The following is a 23,738-nucleotide window of genomic DNA, read 5'->3' on the forward strand; positions in this document are numbered from 1 at the left end:
GTTCACTGGATCTCATCGATTAAACGTGTTGCATGGTCGACGCTCAGGCGGCCCTGACTGACGCGCTCGAGAATTTCGAGCAGCGCGTCGGCGGCCTCCGCCGCTTCATGGCCGGATGCGCCGGGCTCCGCACCGGCGGCGGCCCGCTCCTGGTCCGCGAGCGAGCGCACGCGGCGGGAAAACGCGCCCAAGGTCGGGTGTTCGAACAGCAGACTGACCGGCACCGTGAGGCCGGTCTCCCGGCGCAGCGCGTACATCAGCCGCGACGCGGTGAACGAGGTGCCGCCTGCATTGAAAAAGTGGGAATCGGCTGCCGCCGCGTCCAGCCGCAGCACTTCGCGCCAGACAGCGGCGACGATGCCCTCGTCCATCTGCGCGCGCGGCGCTTCACGCGCCGCGGCATGCGGCTCCGCGGCCTGCGCGGCGTCGGGACTGGGCAGCGCCTTGCGGTCGATCTTGTTGTTGGGCGTGAGGGGGAAAGCCGGCAACGCGACAAAAACGCTGGGCACCATATAGGCCGGCAACGCCCGCCCCGCCCGCTCGCGCAGCTGCGTCCGGATCGCGTCGGTCAGCGGCGCGCCGCCGCTCATCACCAGGTAGGCGGCAAGCGCGCAGTCGACGCCGTCGGCGGTCTCGCGGCTCCACGCCGTGACCACGCAGTCGGCGACGCGCTCGTCCGAACGGATCTGGTGCTCGATCTCGCCGGCCTCGACGCGGAAGCCGCGTATCTTCAGCTGATTGTCGGCGCGGCCGTGGAACTCCAGCCGGCCGTCGGGCGACAGCCTCGCGAGATCGCCCGTGCGGTACACGCGCCCCCCGCTCATCTGTACGAATTTCTCCGCGTTCAGCTCCGGCCGGTTCAGATAGCCGGCGGCGACGCCGTCGCCGCCTATGCACAGCTCGCCTATCGCGCCCACCGGCACGCCGCGCATCTCGTCGTCGACGATGTGGATGCTGGTGTTGCGGATCGGCTCGCCGATAGGCTCGACCGCGTGGCCGCCGTCGGACGAAACCTCGGCGATGCACGACCAGATCGTGGTTTCCGTCGGGCCGTAGAGGTTCCACACCCGCGCGCCGCCTAGCAGCAAGCGCTGCGCGAGCACGCGCGGCAACGGTTCGCCGCCGCACAGGACGGAGAAACCGGCCCCACCGCGCCAACCGGCCTCTGCCAGCATCTGCCAGGTGGTCGGCGTCGCCTGCATCACGGTGATCCGGCGCTCGGCCAGCAGGCGCTGCAGCGCGAACGCGTCCATCGCCTCCTCCCGGGACGCCAGCGCCACCGCAGCACCCGACACCAGCGGCAGATACAGCTCCAGCCCGGCGATGTCGAATGAGATCGTGGTGACGGCAAGCAGGCGGTCGTTCGCCGACATGCCCGGCTTGTCGCGCATGGACAGCAGGAAATTGGCCAGCGCGGAGTGCGGGATCTGCACGCCCTTCGGCCGCCCGGTCGAACCCGAGGTGTAGATGACGTAGGCGATGCCGTCCAGCCGCGCGGTCTCGCCGCCGAAAACGGGCTCTCGCCGCGCGATCTCGCCGGCCTGCGCGTCCAGGTCGACCAATGCCGCGCCGCCCAGCGCCAGACCATCCGGCAGCGTGGCTGCGCGGTCAGCGACGATCAGCGCCGGCGACGCGTCCTCCATCATCTGCCGCAGCCGCTCGACCGGGAAAGCCGGGTCCATCGGCACATAGGCACCGCCGGCCTTCATCACGGCGAACAGCGCCGCGACCATGTCGGCCGAACGCCGCATGCACAGCGCCACCCTGCCGCCGGGCTTCAGGCCGCGCGCGCGCAGATGGCCGGCAATCCGGTTCGCACGCGCGTCGAGCTCGCGGTAAGTCCAGCGCTCGCGTCCGTCCGACAGCGCCTCGGCATCCGGCGTCTGCCGCGCCTGGCGCTCGAACATCTCGGTCACCGTCGCGCCGGCCGAGGGCCCCCGCGCGCCTTCAAGACGCGCCGCGCCGTCGGCAGCCTGCTCGGTAACCGGCAGCGCCAGCACGGGAGTATCCGGAACGGCGATCGCGCGCGCCAGCAAGGTTGCGAAACCGTCGCGCAGACGCCGCATCGTTTCCGGAGAGAACAGATCGGCGTTGAATTTCAGCGAGCCGACGAAGCGTCCGTCGATCTCCGCCATCTCCAGGCAGATATCGGTCTGGCCCTCCTGCTGCGGGAACGGCACCGACTCGATGCGCAGGCCCTGATGCTCGATGACGACGCCGGCTTCGGGCGACAACACGCGGATCAGGCCGCTTTCCTTATGCGCTTTCTGATACACGAACTCCGCCTGGAACAAGGGTGCGCGGCCCTCCTCCCTGGCGGGATTGAGCGACTGGACCAGACGGGCGAACGGCACGCGCTGATGTTCCAGCGCCTCGATCACCACGCGTTGCTGCAGCCTGGCGAAATCGCCGAACGACGGGTTCGCGCCGAGATCGGCGGTCAGCACCACCGAGTTGATGAAGGAACCGACGACCTCGGCGTACTGCCGCTCGACGCGGCCCGACACCGGCGCGCCGACCCACACGCGCCGGTCGCCCGAGCAGCGGCTCAGCAGGCACTGGTAAGCGGCCAGCAGCGCCACGAACGGCGTCACGCCCTGCCCCGCGGCGAACTGCCGGAGCGCGCCGCTCAGATCCGCGTCGCAGACGACCGGCAGCGACGCGCCGTTGAAAGTCTGCGCGCGCGGGCGCGGAGAATCGGCCGGCAGGTTCAGCCGCGGAATCTCCCCGCCCAGCCTGCGCAGCCAGTACGCCTCCTGCCGCCGCCCCTCGTCGGACGCCAGGAAGTCCGCCTCGTCGCGGGCGTAGTCGGCGAATGTGCGCGCCAGCGGCGCGAATGCCGCCGCCTCGCCGCGGCGCTCGGCGGCGTAGCCAGACAACAGCTCATCCAGCAGCACCCACTGGCTCCACGCGTCCGACACCAAATGATGGACCGTCCACAACACGAACGCGTCGGCATCGCCGCGGACGAAGACGCGCACGCGGCTCAGCGGGTCGCGCTCGGTGTCGAAAGGGCGCCGGTGCGCGTCGCGCATGGCGGCCAGAACCGCCTCGACGGAGTCGCCGGCGCAGTCGACGCGCTGAAGATCGGGCGCGGTGGCCGCATCGATAAACTGCTCGGCTTCGCCCGCGCCGTCGCGGAAGCGCGCCCGCAGCGACGGATGACGGCGCAGCAACGCCGCGTAGCCGCGCTCGAAAGCAGCCATGTCGAGCGGCGAGCGCAAGCGGAAGGCAAGCGCGATGTGGTAAGCCGGGCTGCCGCCATTGAATTGGTGTAGGAACCACAGCGCGCGCTGGCCATACGTCATCGGCCACGGCCGCCCGTCCTCTCCGCCTCCGGGAAAGGTTGCGAACGGCGCGAGATACGGGTCCGGATACGCGTCGCCGGCGCGCGGTTCGGCGATGGCCTGCGGCGCGGCGGCGGCTTCGTCATCCTTGCCGGCTGCGGCAAGATGCTCGGCCTGCAGGTGCCGGGCGAACTCGCCCAGCGTCGGATGCCTGAGCAGCTCGGTCGGCTGGGCGGAAATGCCCAGGCTGTCGTTGAGCTTGTTGATCAGCGCCAACGCGTTGATCGAATCCAGCCCGTAACGCATCAGGTTGCGGTCCGGGTCGATGTCGGCCTCGTCCAGCTTGAGCAGCGCGGCCAATTCGGTCCGCAGGCGGCTGGCGACGTCGTCCGGACGCGCCGCGCCGCGCGCCTCCTCCTCCTCACCGGCGGCCGCATCGCCGTCCACGCGTCCGGCGAGATGCGCGGTCTCCAGGTGCCTGGCGAATTCGCCCAGCGTCGGATGCCGGAGCAGCTCGGTCGGCTGCGCGGCAATGCCGAAACGGTCGTTGAGACTGTTGATCAGCGCCAGCGCATTGATCGAATCCAGCCCGTAACGCATCAGATTGCGGTCCGGGTCGATGTCGGCCTCGTCCAGCTTGAGCAGAGCGGCCAGCTCGGCGCGCACCTGGCCGGCCACCGCATCCACGCGTTCGGTCTGCAACGCCGCGCGCGGAACTTCTGTCTTCCACGCTCCGCATTCCGGCCAATTGGCCTCGATGTCCTCCGCGCGCCCCCGGACGACGACGACATGCTCATGCGCGTCGTCCGCCGCCAGGCAAACCTCCAGCGCGCCCAGCCCGCTGTCCGCCTCCAGCGGAACCAAGCCATGCGCGCGCAGGAGGAAGTCCACCTTGGCTTCGTCCAGCATCATGCCACCGTCGCGCCACAACGACCAACTGATCGCCAAGGTGCGGCCGCGCCGCTCGCCCGCGCGCGCCTGGGCCTGCCGCCTCGCGGCGAAGCCGTCCAGGAAACGGTTGGCGTACGCGTAATCGGTTTGTCCGGGGAAGCGCATGATGGACGCGATCGACGAATAGACGACGAACAGGTCCAGCGCGTCGCGCCGGGTGGCGAGGTCCAGCTGGACTGCGCCGAGGACTTTGGGCTCGACGACGCGGGCTATGGCCTCGGGCGTCTTGTCGGCGACGGCGGCGTTGGCCATCGCGCCCGCGCAATGGAACACGCCGTTCAGTTGGCCGAAACGCGCGCGCGCGGCATCGGCCAGCGCAGCGGCGCCGGCTTCATCGCCGACATCGGCGGCGACGTAAAGCGCATGAGCATCGCCCAGCCTGCGGATGCGCTCGCGCGCCGACGCGTCCAGTTGCGCCAAGGCGGTGCGGCCCGCAAGCGCGACGCGCGCGCCGTGACGTTTCACCAGCGCCTCGGCCAGCATCAGCCCCAAGCCGCCCGCGCCGCCGGAGATCAGGTAAACGCCGCCCTTGCGCAGCGCGCCCGGGCCATCCCGCGCCCCCTCCGCCAGGCGCCGCGCGCGCAGCGCGAGGCGACGGCCGCCCGCATAGCGGAGCTCGACCGCCTCTCCTGCCCGATAGGCGATGCCGAGCTCGCGCCGCACCAATTGGCCGATATCGGCCGCGGCCATTTCCCGCGCGTCCCAACCGATGGAACGGACGCGCAACTCGGGCAGCTCCGCCGCCAGACTGCGCATCATCCCGCCGATGGCCGCATGCTCGGGTTCGGCGCGGCCCTCTTCGCAGCGGTGGACGCACAGCAGCGCGCTTTTCTTGAGCGCCGGATGGCGCGCCAAATGCCTGGCGACGAACATCGGCGAATACAGGCAGCGGGCCAGCGGACCCTTCAGCCTCTCGGCACCATCCGCCGCGCCGGCGTCGGCCAACGCCCAGGCATGCACGACATGAAGCGGCGACGCCGGCCCCGCGACAGCCTCCCACAACCGCGCGTGGTCGGCGGCCGAACCGGGATCGATCTCGTAGCGGCGCTCGCCGAGCGCGCGAAAACCGCGCCCCGGCAAGACCACGATGTCGCCGTCGCGCGCGATCTCCTCCTGCCCCGAGGGCGCGAACACCAGCCGCGCCGCGTCTGCCGTCTCCCTCATCGCGTCGCCCGCATCCTCCACCCAGTCCATCCCGTACAGATGGAACGGCGACGCCTGCGTAGCAGCCTGATTGCCGGCCTTGATCGGCCTCAGCGTCAGATCGTCGATCCGCGCGATCAGCTTGCCCCCGTCATCGACCAGAGCGATGGAAAACAGCGCGCTGTCGTCGTCGACATGCTTGGGCGTGGCGATGCTGTAAAAACGCGCAGGCAAACCGTCGAACACGGTGATGCCGCCCAGCGCGTACGGGATGTAGGTGCGCGCCGGATCGTGAGCCTCGCACGCTCGGTGGCAGGGCTGGAACGCGCTGTCCAACAGCCCCGGATGCAGCACGAAACCGTCGAGAAGCGTGTATAGCCCCGCGAGGCCGGTATCGGCGGCAGCCCCCTGAGACAGGCCTTCCGGAAGCTCGATCCGGGCGATGATGTCGTCGCCGCTGCGTTGCAGGGCGCGGATGCCTCGGAACGCCGGCCCGTAGCCGAAACCCTGGGCGTCGAAACGGGCATAGCAGTCGCCGGCGTCCGCCAGCCGGGTCGCCCGCGCCAGACGTTCTGCCAGCGCGAATCGCGGACGCTCGTCCGCCCCGCCGAACTCGAGCTCGCCCTGGGCGCACAGCCGTTCGCCATCCGCAGCGCGCTCAAAGATCTCGAAACGCGCGCGCTCGCCGCCGCGCTTCAGCCGGACCGTCAGCGTGGCCGGCGTCTCATCGATCTGGAATGGCCGCAGCCAGACGACGTTCCTCAGCGCCGACACCCGTTCGCCGGCCGCCGCGCAGCCGGCCGCGCAGGCGATGTCGAGATAAGCGACGCCGGGCAGCGTCTTGCGCCCGGCGACCACATGATCGGCGAAATAGAATTCAGCGCCGTCGAAGGTCGACTGGAAGGCGATCTGCCCGAAAGTGGAGACATTGGCCTGCACCAACGGAGAAACGGCCTGGGCCGCGCGCCGCGCTTCCGGCGAAAACGCCGGCATTTCGCATGTCCGCGGCTCGAAGGGATAGGTCGGCAGGTCTATCCTGCGAGCGGAACCGCCGCGCCAGCCCTGATGCCCCCGCCAATCAAAGCCGTATCGGGCCCAGCATCCAGCGATCTCCTCGATCCGCCCCTCGCCTGTCCAGCGCTCGACGCTCGCGGCGATTTCGCCGGCGTCGAAGCGCTCGGCCCCGCGTCCGCGGAACACCGTCGCATGCTCCGTTCCCGCCAGGAAAGCTTCCAGACCCGCCGACAGCTCGTCGAGGGAAGCCGCGACGATCGCCAGCCGCGCGTCCATCGCCAGCCGGCCGACCTGCAGCGTATGGGCGATATCCGCCAGGCGGGGAGCTCCATCGCCGGAGCCGCGCGCCGCGTCGGCCAGCGCCCGCGCGTACTCGCGCAGGCGCGCGTCGTCGAGGGCTGACAGCGGGATGATTTCCCGGTCCGGCGCGCCTGCGGACAGAGCCGCCCGCGGCCCGTCCCTGTGCTCTTCCAGCACCGCGTAGGCATTGGTGCCGCTGAAGCCGAAGGCGCTCACCGCCGCGCGCCGCGCGCGGCCCGCCTCGGCCAGCCACGGCCGCGTCTCGGTATTGATGAAGAACGGCGTGCCATCGAGCGAGATGTGCTCGTTGAGCGCGTCGAAATGAATCGTGGGCGGCAGCGCCCGGTGCTTGAGCGCGAGCGCCGCCTTGAAGAAGCCCGCGATGCCCGCCGCCGCCAGCAGGTGGCCGATATTGCTCTTGACCGAGCCCAGCGCGCAGAAGCCGGCGTCGGCGGTATGCGGGCGGAAAGCGTCGACCAGCGCCTCGACCTCGATAGGGTCGCCGAGCTTGGTGCCCGAGCCGTGCGCCTCCATCAGGCCGATGGAGCGCGGATCGATGCCGAAGCGGCTGAACACGCGTTGCTGAAGCTCGCGCTGCGAGGTCTGGCTGGGCGCGGTGATGCCGTTGGTCTTGCCATCCTGATTGGTGCCCCAGCCGATCACCTTGCCGTAAATGTGGTCGCCGTCGCGCAGCGCGTCGTCCAGGCGCTTGAGCGCGACCACGCCGACGCCCTCGCCCGGCACGAAGCCGTTCGCGCGCTGATCGAAGCTGTAACAGCGGCCATCCGGCGACAGCATGCCCGCCTGGCTCGCCATAATGTGGACCGACGGATCGACCAGAACGGACACGCCGCCCGCCAGCGCCAGATCGCTGTCGCCCAGCATCAAGCTGTCGCACGCCTGGGCGATCGCGACCAGCGACGCCGAGCACGCCGTGTCCAGCGTCACGCAGGGACCGCGCAGATCGAGCAGATAGGCGATGCGCGCCGCGAGGATTGACGGGCTGGCCCCAAGAAAGCCCGCCGCGCTCAGGTCCGACCCGTTCTGGCTCTGTCCGTACGCGCCGTGGCCGACGAACACGCCGCAGCGCGAGCCGGCCAGCAAGTCCGGGCGCAGGCCGGCGTCCTCCAGACAGCTCCACGCAGCCTGCAAGAACAGGCGCTGCTGCGGGTCCATCCGGCTCGCGTCAGCCGGAGAGATGCTGAAGAAGAGCGGATCGAACTGGTCGATGCCGTCCAGCTCGCCGAGCCAGTCGGAATAGGTGCGGCCCGCCTGCGGTTTGGGACTGAACACCGAGCCGATGTTCCAATACCGCCGCGACACCCGGCTCACGCAATCGCGGCCCTCGGCGATAGCCTGCCAGAACGCGGACTTGTCGCGCGCGCCCGGAAAACGGCCAGACATGCCGACGATGGCGATCGCGGCCTCTTTTCCGCCGAAACGGTCAGCGCCGGGCCGTCCGGCGGCAGCTGGATCCGCGGCCGCACCTGACGCCCCCCCCGCGCCACCGGTGATCAACAGTTTGCCGGCTGGAATCTCCCGCCGCCTGAGCTGCCCGCCGGCGGGCGATCCGTCTGCGGAAGCCTGCATGGCGGCCGCCCCGCCCTTTCTCCCGCCGCGCGCGCCGAACATGGCCGGTGCCTTGCCAGCCGCCGATCCGCCCTCCTCTTGGGCGGCCATCTCCTCGCGGATCCGTCCGGCCAGCTTTTCCAGCGTCGGATAGTTGTACGCGCGCACCGCCGGCATCGCGATGCCGAACGCCTCGTTGACGCGTCCCATCCAGATCACGCCGATACGCGAAGTGAGGCCGAGTTCGAAAAACGTCTTGCTGGCGCCGATCTCCGCCGCCGGCAAACCCAGCGCCTGGGCCAGCAAATCGCGGGTGACGCCCACTATCGATTGAACTTCCGGGAGTACTGGCATCGAAAGGAGTCCGTAAGAGTAAACAGGGAATCGGACCGTCCGCCGCGGCTCTTCCGCGGCGGACGGCATCAGTCAGAATGCTGCGAAGCCGCCGGCAACTAAGGCGTCGGCTTCACGGCGATCACGCTGGCGTGCTCAAGCCCGCCTCGGCCCGCGGCCTCGACGCCGTCGATCGCGAGCCCTTCATAGCCGGCCTCTTCAATCTCCAGCCCGGCCAGACGGCATTCGCGCGAGAGGATGTCCGGATCGACCAGATTGATCAGCCCCACCCCGCCCAGCGCGTGCGCGGCTCGCTCGCCGGAGTCCATCGCGGCGCCGGCGCCTTCATAGACCCGCTGGCGGAAATACGCCGACAGATCGGCGATATGGCCCGGCCACTCGTGCCCCTGTGCGGCGAGCCGCTCGTACTCGGCGACGCGCGCCGACCAGTGCGGGAAGTAAGGGCTATCGCAGGTCAGGAACAGCTTTCCGCCCGGCGCGAGCCAGCCCGCCATCTTGCGCAGCGATTCCCGGAACGCTTCCGGCGCCAGGAAATGCAGCACGCGCGACGCATGGATCGCGGCGAAGCGCCCTTTCGCGACGCTCATGCCGGGAAGCGCTCCGGCCTGCGTCTCCAGCCTTGCCTTCAAGGCCGGCGGCACGCGCGCGGACAGTATCTGCAGATGGCGCTCGTCGATGTCGACCGCCAACACCCGCGCACCGCGCTCAAGCGCGGCGATCGTCGCCACCCCGTAGGCGCAGCCCATGTCCATCACCTCGCCCCGCGCCGTCGCGGCGAACTCCACGAAGGCTTCCGAGCAAGCTGGCAGGCGCGTGGTCATCGCGCCCGTGCCGTTCAGCGTCGGGATCATGCCGTTGGTTTGCTCGGGCATCGCGCCCGCGCGCTCCGTCCCGCGCGCGCAGGCCACATCCCGCAGTTGCGCGAATACCCGGCCGCCGGCGTCGAACACGTCGATGTCCAGGCGCGGTTCGCCGCCGCTGGCCTGCGCCGAGGGGCGAACCCAGATCCGCGCGTCCGCGCCGGCCCGGCCGTAAACGCTGGCGGAACCGATGGTGGCGAACGCGACCGGCAGCGGCGCGCGGCCGGCAGATCCGGACACCCAGGCGGCGACCAAGGCGGCGGCGGCGATGAATTCGCTGTGGACATCGCCGTCGCGGACGCCGACCGACGCCAGCACGTCGGCGCGCTCCAATACGCCGTCAACGCCCTCCAACGCGTCGCCGTCCAACGACGGCGCCTGCTCCAGCAGCAGAAGCTCGGCATGGCCCGTCGCATGGACGCGCTCGCCCTCCCCGCTTCCGGACGTCAGCCGGTAGGACACGCCGCCGTCGGCGGCCGGGGCGAGCGTCGTGCGCACCGGCACTGGCTCGCCGTCCGCCAACAGCGGCGCCGGATGCGCGACACCGCGCACGCGAAGGAAAACAGACTCGTCGGCGGCGACTTCCGCCGCCTCGCGCAGGGCTTCGTCCACCATGTCCAGATGCGCGGGCTCGATGAAAACGCGGCCGCCGCCCGTTGCGGGGCGGAAGCAGCGCTCGCCGCCGTCAAACGCCGACGCGTAGCGTTGCGACGCGAAAGTCGACACGTTGCGGCCCAGCAGCGACGCCGAACCATGGCCGGCGGCAGCGGACGGCTCGGGCAGCCACAGCGGCTGCCGCGCGAACGGATAGGCGGGCAGCATGGTTTTTCTCGGCAACGAACGGCCGGCGTACAAGCGGGACCAGTCGACCGCCACGCCCGACGCCCAGACCCGGCCCAGGCTGCGCGCGTCGCGCCCGTCCAGCCAATGCCGCAGCGTGGACTGCATCTCCGGGCTGGCGAATAGCTGGCGGACGTCGCCGCCCGACTCCCCGTCGCGGCGCAGCCCCGTCCGCTCGTCGGCCGAACCATCCAGCAGTCGCGAGAGCTTCTCGGCGAGCGCGGGCAGAGAGTCGGCGAACACCACCATGCGGTGGGCGAAATGTTCGCGCCCGGTCTGCAGCGTGTAGGCGATGTCGTCTAGCGTGGCCTCGCCGGCCATGCCGTTCAGGAAATCGAGCAGCCGCCCGGCCGCCTGCTCCAGTTGCGGCGCCGTGCGCGCCGACAGCAACACGGCTTGCTCGCCGAAAACAGCAGCCCCGGACTGCGCCCGGCTCGCGCCGGCGCCGATGTGTTCGCCCAACACCAGATGGCCGGTCACGCCGCCGAAGCCGAAATTGTGGATGCCGATGTGGCGCGGCAAGGGCTGGCCGTCGCGCGTCGCCGGCTTCCAGACAGTGGTTTCAACGACCGGCTCGCAGGCGAATTCGCCTTCGTCGCCGGACCAATTCAGCTCATGCAGATTCGCGATCTTGGCCAGCGTGTCGGTCCGCAGCGACAGGATCGCCTTGATCAGCGAGATCACGCCCGAAGCGCCGGAGCAATGGCCAAGCTGGCCCTTGACCGTGCCCAGGCGGGGCTTGCCGGCGCGGCGCTTGCCGAACACTTCGTGGAAGGCGCTCAACTCGACATCGTCCGCGATCGGATTGGCCGTGCCCTGCGCCTCGATGTAGTCGATGTCGTCCGGCGACAGGCGCGCCTCCCGCAGCGCTTCGCTGATCGTCTCGCGATGGATTTCGGCATTGGGCGCGGTCAGGAACATGCTCCTGCCGCCATGGCGCACCGATATGCCCTTGATCACGCCGAGAATGGCGTCCTGGTCGCGCTCGGCGTCGGCCAGGCGTTTGAGCAGCACCACGCCGACGCCGTCGCTGAACACGTGGCCGTCGGCCCGCTTGTCGAATGGCCGCACCTCGCCGCTGCCGGTGAACAGGCCGAGCTTGCGGTTGTAGATGCTGATATCCGGATTCAGCAGCAGATTGACGCCACCCGCGACAGCGGCGTCGGCCCGGCCGTCGCGCAGCGCGGCCACCGCCTCGCCGATCGCCACGAAAGAGCTGGCGCATGCCGCGTCCACCGCCGACACCGGTCCGCGCCAGTCGAAATAGTGGGCGATCCGGTTGACCAGCATCGCGCTGGCGTTGCCGGTGTTCAGATGGCCGTCGATGTCGATGCCGCGCGCGCGGATCAGGTCCGCGTAGTCATGGCGCTCGACGCCGAAGAACACGCCGACCTTGCGCTGGCGCAACGACGCCGGCGCGTAGCCGGCCGCCTCCAGCGTTTCCCAGACCGCTTGCAGCGCCAGCCGGTGCTGAGGGTCGATCAGCGCCGCCTCGCTGGGCGCGATATTGAAATGCTGGGCGTCGAATCCGCGCACATCGTCGATGAACCCGCCGTGGCGGCAGTCGGTCTTGTTGGCGACGGTCGGATCGTCGAAATGCGTCCGCCAGTTCCAGCGGTCGGCGGGCACTTCGGAAATCAGCGATTCGCCCGCCACGATGCGCCGCCAGAAATCATGCAGGTCGTCGGACTTCGGCAGCCGCCCGCCCATACCGATGATGGCGATGTCGCCGTCCGCCGCCGGCCGGGCCGAAAAAGCCATGCGCGGCGCGCTGTCGTTCCGGGCCGGCTCCGCGACATGGAGGCTTGCATCCTTTTTTTCCGCGATGGCCGGACGCGCGCCCGTCATGCCAAGCGGCGCCTTCGCCGCCACCGCGCCCAGCCTGGCGGCGAGATAGCCGCTCAGGCGCACGAGCGACGGGTGTTCGAGAAATACCGCCGGACCAGGCTTCAGCGCATAGCGCGCGGTGATCCGCTTCGAGAACTCGGTCAGCGCGATCGAATTGAAGCCGTAATCGGCGAAGCTGCGCTCAGGATCGACATCGCCGGCCTCGCAGCCTATCGTTTCCCTCAGCATGCAGGACAGCGCGTCCATGACCTCCGCCGCGTTTCCAGCCTCCGGCTCTTCACTGGAATCTACCGCCCGATGCAGTTCCCGGATCCGCTTGAGCGCGGCCGATTCGGACAGCGCCTCGCCGCGCACCTGCTCGACAAAAACATTCAGATCCATGGTCACCCCACCCTCGACAGTTTTTTGAGTTCCCGCAGCAGGCCGTCGCCATCCAGCGTGCGGTCCTTGAGCCTGCGGATCAGCGTCCGGTATTCATCCTCGAGCGGATCCAGCCGCGTGCCCGTGCCGCCATCCGCTGGCGTCAGGAACTGGCTGTTCCAGTCGACGACGAGCGGATCGCCCAGATGCGCGAGCGCGCCCTCGCGCTCCGCCTCCGTGATCTCTCCCGTCTCCAGCAGGCGCCGCAAGGCATCGGCGCCCAGGCCTGCCAGCAAGCGGAATTTCAGCAGGCGGATTTCCGGGTCCTGCTCCTCGCCGTGCACGAAAGCGCGTTGGCGGCACATTTCGACGACGCCGGCCGCGTCGGCCCACGCATGCGCTCCGCGGAGCCGGTACTGCGCCGGGAAGCAGGGGCGGTTCAGCAACGCCCAGAACGCCTTGAACTCGACACTCGGATCGGGCGCGAACCCGAGCTTCATGCCTATCACCACATTGGCGAGCGGCCCCATGACGATCTGGCGCGTGTCCGCGTCGAGGGCCAGCTCCGCCTCGCTCAGCGCGTACTTTCCCGAAACGATCTGCGCGTACCAGCGCGACACCATCTCGAGGTGCGGGAAGGTGCCGATAACGCCGACTTCCTGCAGCCCGTACTGATTGACCAGCATCGGATTACGGCGGTGGAACAGGCCCATCGCGAAATCGCGCTTCGGTTCAATGCCGTCCAGGTAGTGCCACAGCGCGTCGGTCCGGTAGCCGCCGCACTCGACCACGATGTCGATGTCCTCGATGGCCTCTTCGCTGCCCTGGTGGTAGCAGGCGCCGTCCTCGAAACGGTCGACCTGGCCGAACACCGTCCGGATGCGGCCGGATGCCACCAAACCGACGACTTCGTCATTGATGTGGATGAAGGGGTGGCTCATGAACTCGTCAAGACTAGGCCGCATGCCGCTTCGCTCGAACGCGTCGTTGAATTCGGGCACGGCCAGCGCCAGCCGGTCCAAGTGCCGCTGCGCGCGCATGCGGTCGGACAACAGCAGGTTGACCGGCGACACAAAGTCGTTGGGCAGGAAGCCGACCATGCGCGGCAGGATGAATTTGCGCGAGCGGATGCTCCAATACACGGCGTCGGCTACCTTGCTCGCCTCCGTCGCGATGTCCATGCCGCTGACGCCGTTGCCGATGACCAGGACCCGCTTGCCGGCGAACGGCGCGTTGTCGTAGTACTGGCCGGCGTGCATCACTTTGCCTGGGAAGCGGTCGAGTCCGTCCACCGTCATCTTCCTGGGAATCTGGTAGCGGCCATGGCACAGCGCGACACCGTCGAAGGTCTCCGTCTTGCGGCCTTGCTCGGAAACGGTCTCCACCTGCCAGCATCCGCCGTCCTCCCGCACCGCGGTGACGGAGACGCCGCAATGAATGTGGCGCTTCAGGTCGAAACGGTCGGTGTAGGCCTCCAGATAAGCGCGCACGTCGCGGACGTTCGGGAACATGTCGTCCATGTCGCGCGGGTAGAAATCAGAGAAGAAGCTCGTGTCCTTGGAATTCTGGAATCGCGTCGTCGAATAAGTGCCGACGGTCTTGTCCCGTTCCAGATTCCAGACGCCGCCCAGCTTCCCTTGCGCCTCGTAGACGACGGGCGCGTGCCCTTCCTCCAGCAGCGACTTGGCCATGACCAAACCGCCGGGCCCGGCGCCGACCACGCAGATCCGCTTCGCGCGCGTCCTGCCTGCCGAAACGGCCTTGGGCGCGGCTTGCTCGGCCACCCGTCCCGCGCCGGCGCCGACGCGGTACTCCTCGAGCTGGAAGGGATAGCCGGGCAGCGGAAGCCGCGGCGGACCGTCGCTCAGGCTCGCCCAACGCACGTCGACGCCGGCAGCCCAGGCGCTTGCCAGCTCGGCTGGGTCCGACATCTCCGGCGACATCGCGTCTATCGCCTGCGAATGCGGCTCATCGCGCCGGGCCGCCGAATAGAACGTCCCGCCTATGGCGGCGAAATCCTCGCCTTGTACCGTTGCGCCGCGGGCCAGGACAGCTTCGGCCCGCTCGAGCCGATTGGCCAGCTCCGCGACATCTCCCGCGACGATCGCCAGACGTACGGCCAAGGCCTGCCTGCCGACCTGGAGCGTGTGCGTCACGCTCGCCAGATCGCTGCCTGGATGCGCGCTCAGGTAAGCGCGCAGCTCGCCGGCCACCGTCGCCAGTTGCCGCGGCGTGCGCGCCGACAATACCGCGACCCGCCGCGCGGCCAAGGCCTGGCCGGCAGATGCCGGCTTCTTGGCCGGCGGAAGCCGATGCGCCTCCACGATCACGTGCGCGTTGACGCCGAAGCCGTAGCTGTTGATCCCCGCGCGGCGCGGCGGCGGCTCGCCGCCGCTTTCCGGAAGCGTCCAGTCGCGGTTGCTTCCCTCTATCCGGAACATGCTGTCCGGCCAGCGCGCGCGCGCATCCTCGCCGCGCACGCCCGGCACGCCGGGCAGCACGCCGTGGCTCATCGCCTTCGCCACCTTGAACAAGGCCGCCATGCCGGACGCGATCTCGGTGTGCCCGATGCACGGCTTCAGGCCGCCAAGCGCGCAGGCGCCGCGCGCCGCGCCTTCGCCCGCCAGTTGCTCGAACGCCGATTGCAGCGCGGCGACCTCGACATCGTCGCCGGCCACCGAGCCGGTGCCGTGCGCCTCGATATAGCCTATCGTGCCCACGGCGACGCCGCTGTCGGCCACCGCGTCGCGCATCGCCGCGGCGATGCCTGCCGCGCTCGGCGTGGTCAGCGACGCCGTGTTGCCGCCGTGGTTGACGCTCGTACCCTTGACGACGGCATGGATGAAATCTCCGTCATCGAGAGCGCGCTCCAGCGGCTTCAGGATCGCGACGCCCAGCCCTTCGGAGCGGACATAGCCGTCGGCGTCCGGCTGGAAGGTCCGCGTGGCGCGGTCGGCGCTGAGCAGCCCCATCGCCTCGTAACTATCGAAATACTCGGGCGAAGTCAGCAGATTGACCCCGCCGACGATGGCCTGTTCGCACTCTCCCTGGCGGATCGCCCGCACCGCGCGATGCAGCGCGACCAGCGAGGACGAGCAGGTGGTTTCGACGCACTCGCTGGGTCCGAACAGATCGAGCGAGTGAGAAATCCGGTTCGGAATCATCGATGCCGCGTGCCCGGTGACGAGATAGCCTGCGTTGCCGGCCTGCCGCGCGGCCTCCAGCGCGTAATCATTTTGCGAAGCGGCGACGAAGACGCCGGTGCGGCGCTCCCGGAAGACCTGCGGCGCAATGCCGGCATCCTCCAGCGCCCGCCACGCGCAGATCAGCATCAGCCGCTGTTGCGGGTCCATCAACTCCGCTTCGCGCGGGGATATCCGGAAAAAAGCCGGGTCGAAATCGTACACGCCGGAAATCAGGCCGGCCCAAGCGGCCTGCCGCTCGCCGCGCAGCTCCTCCCGCGAGCCGCCGATCTCCGATACGCAGTTGCGGCCCGCCGCGACATTAGCCCAGAAGGCGTCGACCGTGTCCGCGCCCGGAAACCTGCCCGCCATGCCGACGATGGCGATGTCGTGCCGGACGCCGACCCGCGCCTTTTCAGGCTGCCCGTCCGCTTGCTCCGCCACGCCCGCCTGCCCGCCCATCCCGGCGACGACGCGCGCGATGTCCGCCGGGCTCTGGCAATCCTGCAATGCGGTCAGCGTCAGCTTGAGGCCGAACGCTTTGTTGATATTGGAAATGAAGAGATTCGCCGCGACCGAATTGCCGCCGATGTCGCGGAAGCGGGTGTCGGCGCCGATATCGGCCACGCCCAACAAGCCCTGCCAGTCGTCGATGATGAAGCGCAACACGGCATCGGCCTCAATGGCCGAAGCCGCGGCGCGAACAGCGGCGACCGGACGCTCGGCCAACGCCTTGCGGTCGGTCTTGCCGCTCGGCGTCAGCGGAATCTCGTCGATCTCGACGATGAACGCCGGCACCATGTAGCCGGGCAGGCGCTGGGCGAGATAATCGCGCAACGCGTCCGGAGACAGCTTGCTCCCGGCTTCCGCGACGCAGTAGGCCGCCAATTGCCCGCCGCCCGGGTGCTGCCTGGCGACGACCACGGACTGGACCATGCCAGGATGGCTGTCGAGGTGGGCCTCGATGGCGCCGATTTCGATCCGGTGGCCGCGAATCTTGACCTGGTTGTCGATGCGGCCCAGATGCATGATGGAACCGTCGGGCTGCCAGTGGGCGAGATCGCCGGTGCGGTAAAGCCTGCCGGACGATTCATATGGATTGGCGGCGAACTTGCCGGCCGTCAGCTCCGGCTTGTTCAGATAGCCCTGCGCCAGGCCGAGCCCGGCGATGCACAGCTCCCCGGCCTCCCCGACGTCGCAGAGCCGCCCATCCTCCCGCGCGATGTAGACACGCGTATTGGCGATCGGCCGGCCGATCGACACCGGCTTGCCGGCTTCAAGCCTCTCCACGGTGGACCAGATCGTCGTCTCGGTCGGCCCGTACATATTCCAGGCGTCGGCGCAGGTCCGGTCGAAGAAATGCTTCAAGGCGTCCGGCAGCGGCTCGCCCCCGCAGAGCACCTTCATCCGCCGCTCATTCGTCCAGCCGGCGTGCGACAGCATCGTCCAGGTGGCGGGCGTCGCCTGCATGATCGTCGGCTTGACGCGCTCCATCAGCGCGAGCAGCCGGTGGGCATCCGCCGCCGCGTCGGCCGGACACAGCCAGCACAGGCCGCCCGCGATCAACGGCAGCAGCAGCTCCAGCCCCGAGATGTCGAAACTGTGCGTGGTCACCGCCAGCATGACTTCGCCGGCCGCCATGCCGGGCGTCTCCGCCATCGACTGCAGGAAATTCGTCAGCGCCACATGGCCTACCATCACGCCCTTGGGCTGGCCGGTGCTGCCCGACGTGTAGATCACGTAGGCCAGTTGCCCGTCCTCAAGCGCTGACGCGACCGGGTGCGGTGCGCTAGCGGCGATTCTCGGCCAATTCGCGTCCAGCGCCACCGACTCGCAGCGCGCGCCGGCCAGCGCGTCCGCCCGGGGCTGCAACGCGCGGTGGGTGAGAATCAGCGTGGTGCCGCTGTCCTCCACCATGTCGTGCAGCCGCCGCTCCGGGTAAGCAGGATCGAGCGGAATATAGGCCGCGCCGGTCTTGGCGATGGCCAGCATCGCGACCACCAGGTCGATCGAACGGTCCATGAAGATGGACACTTTCGCGCCAGGTCCGGCGCCGCGGGCCGCCAGATAGGCCGCCAGCCGGGAGCTGTCGTCGCTCAATTGCGCGTAGCTGAGCGCGCGCTCGCCGTCGCCGACGGCCGGCGCATCCGGACGGACCCGCGCCATCGATTCGAAAAGATGGTGGAAACCCAGGCGCGAATCGAAGGCGCGCTCGGTGCGGTTCGACGCCGCCGAAACATGATCATGCGACATAGTCGTGCTCCTCGAGGCGTCCGAAGGCTTGCTTGAACGCGGAGAGGCTGGCCGCATCTTTGCCGAACTGGTTGATCAGGTGGTGATGCCGGACGCCGTCCAGCGACATGTATTTGATGAAGTTGGAGAGCGATCCGGTCGCGCTCAGGTCGACAAACACGCGCGACGGGGCTTCGGCGTGAAGCGCGCGGATCAGGCGATGAAAACCCACCTGCTTGCGGACCACGTTCCATATGTACCGCCCGGGATCCGCCAGATCGCTCGCCTCTATCTGCCGCCCGTATGCCGGCGAGTAATACGGGATGCGCGGCGGACGCGGCGCGATGCCGCCGGCCAACGCCATGATTTCCTCTCGCATCTCATCGACGCGGCTGGAATGGAAGGGATAGCGGACCGGCAACTCGAGCGACAGGATGCCGGCCTCGTTCAGTTTCGCCTTCGCGCGGTCAAGAGCGGCGCGGGGGCCGGACACGCAAAAGTTCTCGCCGAAATTCACGCCCGCCAGCTCGACGCCGGCATAAATATCGGGACGATCGTCGAAGTGCCCGACCGGCGTCAGCACGCTGAGCATCCCGCCCTCTGGGCAAGCCCGCTCGATCGCGCGGGCCTGGCGTATCGCCAATCGCAGGCCGTCCTCCCAGGACACGCAGCCGGCCACAGCCAAAGCCACGTACTCGCCCAGGCTGTAGCCAAGCACGGCCTCGGGCTCCACGCTCTCCTCACGCATCGCCGCCGTCAGCGAGTAGCCGATGCTGAACAGCGCCGGATGCGTATGGAGAACTGAACTGAACGGTTCGTATACCTGGCGCGCGTCGTCATAAACGATTCGGACCAGCGACTGCCCCGACTCCGCCTCCGCAAGCGCGCTGCACGCGTCGAACTGGCGGCGGAATGCCGAATGCTCCTCGTACAGCTGCCGCCCCATCTGAAAATACTGGGTGCCCTGGCCGCCATACATGAACAGCGCCCGTTTGGCAGGCCGCCTTCTGGACATCGACGGCGCATCGGGCGCGGGATCCGCCGGGATCGCCACCGGCGCGGCCTTGATTGCATCGGTGAGCTTGGTCAGCACCGCGCCTGGGCCAAGCTGCTCAATCCGCTCGCAACCGCGGGAAAGTAGCCACGAAATCGTTTCGTGCCACTTGACCGGGCTGGAAATCTGCTTGCTCAGCAGTTCCGCATAATCGTCACGGGGGTACGGCCTGGCTGTCACGTTGGCGATGACATTGGTGCGCAGCGGCCGCAGTTCGAAGCCTTCGAGATAATCGCGAAACTCGCGCTCGACCCCGTACATGTAGCGGGAATGAAACGCCGCGCTGACATTCAAGGGCACGAACGTGGCGCCGGCCTGCTGAAACAGCGCCGCCGTTCCGGCCGCATGAATGTCGTCGTAGAGGCCGGACAGAATGATCTGCTGAGCGGAGTTGATGTTGGCGAGATCGATCGCCCCCAGCCCGGCCCCGCGCAGGCAGTCGCGAACCGCCTCCATGCTCATGCCGATGACGGCCGCCATCGCGCCCTTCGGCGCCCGGCTCATCAGTTCGCCCCGTCGTTTGACCAGTCTCAGTCCGGTCGCGAAGTCGAACGCTCCGGCGGCGAAAAGCGCGCAATACTCGCCCAGGGAGTGGCCGGCGAAATAGTCAATCTCCCCGACGGAACCGCGCCGCATCCGGTCGAGATAGGTCAATGCGCCAATCGTGTACAAGGCAGGCTGCGTGTATTCGGTCTGCCCCAATACGCCTTGCGGGTCGCCAAGACACAACGACTTGATCGAATAGCCGAGAATCTCGTCCGCCTCTCTTACATGATCCGGAAACGCATCGAGAACTTCGGCTCCCATCCCCTTGAACTGGGAACCCTGGCCAGGAAAAACGTAGGCAATAGTCATTCCGTAATCGCACCTTGAAAGATTCGTATCGAGCAGCGAAACATTGCATCCCAGGCGCAGATTCCCCTCCCGATTTCCCCTTCATCGGGATTCGGCGGACAGGCTGTCAATTTTCCTTACCGGGTGAATTCAATTGAAAAATAGCCGGTGAGAAATATACGACTGAGGTGATGGTTAACGCTGGCTTCTGCATGAATTCGATAGCCTCGGCAAACTCAACATCCGCCATGAGCGAATCTCTCGCCGTAAGCCGTAGATCCACTTCACCCGCAAGCATCATAAGCGCCGCTTGGATGCCTCTCATTTGGGATCGTATTGAGTCGACCATCCTATATCCCATAAAGTTCTCATGAAACTGAACTAAACGACACGAGCTGCGGAGGGGCGCTGTTGCACAAATCCTCCCCCGTCGCAGCGACGTCCCCCCGGTATTGAGTAGCACGTGACTTTAGAGTCCAATCAACCACACACGGAGATTGGACATGAAGAAACGATTCACCGAAGAACAGATCATCGGCTTCCTGCGCGAAGCAGAGGCAGGCATGCCTGTTGCCGAGCGGTGCCGCAAGCACGCTTTCTCGGAAGCCAGCTATTACCTCTGGCGCAGCAAATTTGGCGGGATGAATGTGTTGGAAGCCAAGCGCCTCAAGGCGCTGGAGACAGAGAATGCGCGCCTTAAGAAACTCCTGGCCGAGACCATGCTCGAAAACGAGATCGCCAAAGAGGCCCTGCGAAAAAAGTGGTGAGCGCACCGTCACGGCGGGAATGAGTGCGCCATCTCATGGGCAAAGGGCTCAGTGAGCGTCGGTCGCTGCGTCTGGTCGGCATGAGCCCCTGTTCATTCCGCTACCAGCCCGCCACGGATCGCAATGCCGCCTTGAAAGCGAAGATCATCGCGCTTGCGCAACGTCACCGACGCTACTGCGCCAGCATGATCTATTTGAAGCTGCGACAGAGCGGCATGGAGGTCAATCACAAGCGGGTAGACCGGCTCTATGCCGAGGCGGGTCTGCAAATTCGCCGGCGCAAGCGCAAGAAAATTCCAGTGGCAAACCGTCACCCGCTGGCACACCCCTTGGCCGCCAATCAGGTCTGGTCGATGGACTTCGTGTTCGATCGGACCGCAGATGGGCGTGTCATCAAGAATCTGACTGTGGTCGATGATGCCACGCACGAGGCCGTTGCGATTGTGCCGGAGCGAGCGATGAGCGGCATGTATCTGACGCGCATTCTCGATCAGTTGGCGACAACACGCGGCTTACCCAAAGCGATCAGAACCGACAACGGCAAGGAGTTCTGCAGTTGCGCCATGCTCACCTGGGCACATGCTCGTGGTGTTCAGCTCTTCCTCATCGAGCCCGGCAAGCCCAATCAGAACGCCTACATCGAATCGTTTAACGGGCGCTTCCGGGATGAGTGCCTGAACGAACACTGGTTCACCAGCCTGCGTCATGCTCAAGTCGTCATCGAAGCCTGGCGCAGGGAATACAACAACAAAAGGCCCAAGAAAGCGCTGGGTGGTGTGACGCCGGCTGCCTATGCGGAATCACTTGCAGAGAAATCAGGCAAATTAAGCCCGGACTCTAAAGCTCTCTGCTACTGAAAACGAGGGGACGTCGCAACGACACAACTCCCCGCGTCTCCCAAACACAAATCTCCCCGCACAAGGAGGATGCCCAAGGAGGGCTGGCGACTGGTTCTCGGCCTTAGCTGACGATCGAGCGACCGATGAAAAATGGCCGCTTTCCTATTGGAAGCGGCCGCAAATGTATCTAGCAAACGAGGGGTGATTCAGAGAACATTCAAGGTCGGCTAACATTAAGAGCTCTCGATATCACACGAATCCAAATGCAAAGGACCTGAGTGTTCTTACTAGGCTCTTGTTAAACAGCTCGTTCTCTGCAATGAATTGCTCAAAAGGCAGTGTTGGCTGGTGATCTGCATTCCGTACCTGCCGCCTTAGCAGCCTCGCACTTTCTGTTGGCGCCCCAGGATTTAACACTTCTACAACTATACTTTCTAAACCGAGTGCAGAGCACGCCGCGTCATACCGCGTGTACAGTTCGCCGAAGTTCATCGTCAAGAAGTAACCTTCAGTTCCGTCAAAGTACCTTGAAAGGAATTCGTCACCAAGGAAGTTCGGGGTAGAGCCGGTCCACGCGAGGAACCCTAAATAGGTACATACTCGGGTTGGTGAACTCTCAATTAGCTGAAAGCTCGGAAGGAAGCGATAGTCTCGATGCGCAGAGGCCTTAGCTATTGTGAGAACAATGTCTGTTGGGTTGTACATGTAGATGGACACCGTCGCATCAGGACGTTTGGTCTCAATTGCCTGCAAGATCCCTGCGATGACTTGTTCCCATGCGGAGCAGCCTGATACAACCCTAGATAAATCATTCTTGAAGATGCCCCAGCCAGACTTAAATCGTGGCGAGCATGTGCGGTACAGATAAAGTCCGGCTCCGCCTTCAATTTGCCTAGCTTGTGCGAGCAGTATTGCTTCCGTCAGGAGTCCTGCATTGTCTGTATATCGCCCTCCTCGATGAGCAATTTGAGCGCTCCATCCGCCTGACATCATCGAATTCAATTTTTCTGGAAAGCCTATCTCCATCGAGTCATACTCGATTGACAAGCGATCTCCAAGCCAGCACAGAAAATTCTCACCGGGTTCTTCCAAATCCTCCCAGTCTATCTCTGTTGCATCTATGAATTCCTGCAAACTGTCCGGATTCTCGTAGTCTACAGGTGCTGAGAACACAAAGTACGCTGCATGAGGATGAATTACTTGTGGACTCTCTCCGCCGTAGTCCATTGCAAAGATAAAGAAATCAAGTATGGATGCTTCGTTAGCGGCAGATACAATCCCTTTGAGAGCACTGTCGCGATCGTCAGCATCTCTGAAAAAATAAATGTTTTGGACTCGTTCGACCTTCAATGGTGTTGCGAGCGTCAAAGGGATGAAGGGCCTGATCTCTTGGACAACGCCTTCTTGATTGGCATCAATCCAGAAGCCATGTGTTGCGACCTCAACACTTTTCAAATACTCAGAGAAGGGAACAGCTAGCTCATGCCATTCTGTCGAAAGCAGCAACACCCGAATCTTTTCGGTTTGAATTCCCAGAGATGACTGCAGGAGGGCTATATATTTTGTAAGCTCATGAAGCGCAGCTCGTGCCGCTTGGTTACTTCGCTTGATTTCAATTATGACAAAGTGGCCGTAGAAGTCCCTTGCCAGTATATCGATTGATCCGCCCGCACCGTTCTCACTCTGGATCTTGTATTCCTTTTGAACGAGCAGCATGCCAGACTCGATCAACTCGAGATGTTGGCATAAGTAGTCTCTGATACGAGATTCGTGCTGATTCATAGCTACCCTGATGACGTAGAGCTAACTGGTCTACGCAGGTCAGGCTGAGCGTAGGCTAGCGCTTATAACCAATTGATTTGTGAGAAATTAACTCTCTCTGCGCCGGTCTGTTCATATCAACCGGTATCAGCAGGCCAATGCTACCCTATTTGCATTTTTATGCATAGACGCTAGGGATCTTGGTCGCAGAGATGTCTACTTTGCGTTCCAAACCAGCCGTTTTGATCGCAGGAGCCGAACAACTGCTATGGCCGAAAAGCGGACATCTGAAGAATTGATACGACATCACTAAATACGATATCACTAAGAGTCGCTAACAAAACCTCAGGCGGTCGCTTGTAAATCGCTGATTTGCCATGTACGCCACTGCGCAGAATATAGGTTTTGTTAGCGGGTCTAAAGAAGAAGGGGCCAGCGGCCCCTTCTCTCTTGTCAGACTCCGACGAACTTTATTCGGATCCGACGGACTTTATTCGCTCTAGTCAACTGTGACTACGCGGAATAAAGTCCGTCAAAAACACC

The 23,738-nt window shown here is 66.0% G+C and carries 6 protein-coding genes and 1 pseudogene; 1 reads left to right on the forward strand and 6 read right to left on the reverse strand.

Going from position 1 to position 23,738, the window contains the following annotated elements; all coding sequences use genetic code 11:
• Positions 1 to 2: 2 nt before the first annotated feature.
• From DK842_RS05880 to DK842_RS05900, 5 genes are all read right to left on the reverse strand, one after another.
• Positions 3 to 8,618, reverse strand: a complete 8,616-nt coding sequence (locus DK842_RS05880) for a non-ribosomal peptide synthetase (protein ID WP_168194822.1) — start codon at positions 8,616 to 8,618, stop codon at positions 3 to 5.
• Between the two features lie 98 nt (positions 8,619 to 8,716).
• Complete coding sequence (locus DK842_RS05885; protein WP_114060631.1) at positions 8,717 to 12,547, reverse strand: beta-ketoacyl synthase N-terminal-like domain-containing protein; 3,831 nt, start codon at positions 12,545 to 12,547, stop codon at positions 8,717 to 8,719.
• A 2-nt stretch (positions 12,548 to 12,549) separates the two neighbouring features.
• Positions 12,550 to 17,961 carry an amino acid adenylation domain-containing protein gene (locus DK842_RS05890; RefSeq protein WP_168194823.1) on the reverse strand — a complete coding sequence of 1,804 codons (5,412 nt, stop codon included), beginning with the start codon at positions 17,959 to 17,961 and terminating at the stop codon, positions 12,550 to 12,552.
• Positions 17,951 to 19,849: an ACP S-malonyltransferase gene (gene fabD, locus DK842_RS05895; protein WP_114060633.1), complete on the reverse strand. Its 1,899-nt coding sequence runs from the start codon at positions 19,847 to 19,849 to the stop codon at positions 17,951 to 17,953. Before fabD ends, DK842_RS05890 begins: the two co-directional genes overlap by 11 nt.
• Before the next feature lie 106 nt (positions 19,850 to 19,955).
• A complete protein-coding gene (locus DK842_RS05900; protein WP_145963978.1) occupies positions 19,956 to 20,153 on the reverse strand; it encodes a hypothetical protein in 198 nt (65 codons plus the stop codon).
• 178 nt (positions 20,154 to 20,331) lie between these two features.
• On the opposite strand from DK842_RS05900, the pseudogene DK842_RS05905 reads away from it, so the two are divergent.
• Positions 20,332 to 21,452: pseudogene (locus DK842_RS05905) on the forward strand (IS3 family transposase).
• A gap of 231 nt (positions 21,453 to 21,683) precedes the next feature.
• Here the strand turns inward: DK842_RS05905 and DK842_RS05910 are convergent.
• Positions 21,684 to 23,216 carry an endonuclease NucS domain-containing protein gene (locus DK842_RS05910; protein WP_114060635.1) on the reverse strand — a complete coding sequence of 511 codons (1,533 nt, stop codon included), beginning with the start codon at positions 23,214 to 23,216 and terminating at the stop codon, positions 21,684 to 21,686.
• Positions 23,217 to 23,738: the final 522 nt, after the last annotated feature.

This window comes from Chromobacterium phragmitis, from assembly GCF_003325475.1.
Classification (GTDB): domain Bacteria; phylum Pseudomonadota; class Gammaproteobacteria; order Burkholderiales; family Chromobacteriaceae; genus Chromobacterium; species Chromobacterium phragmitis.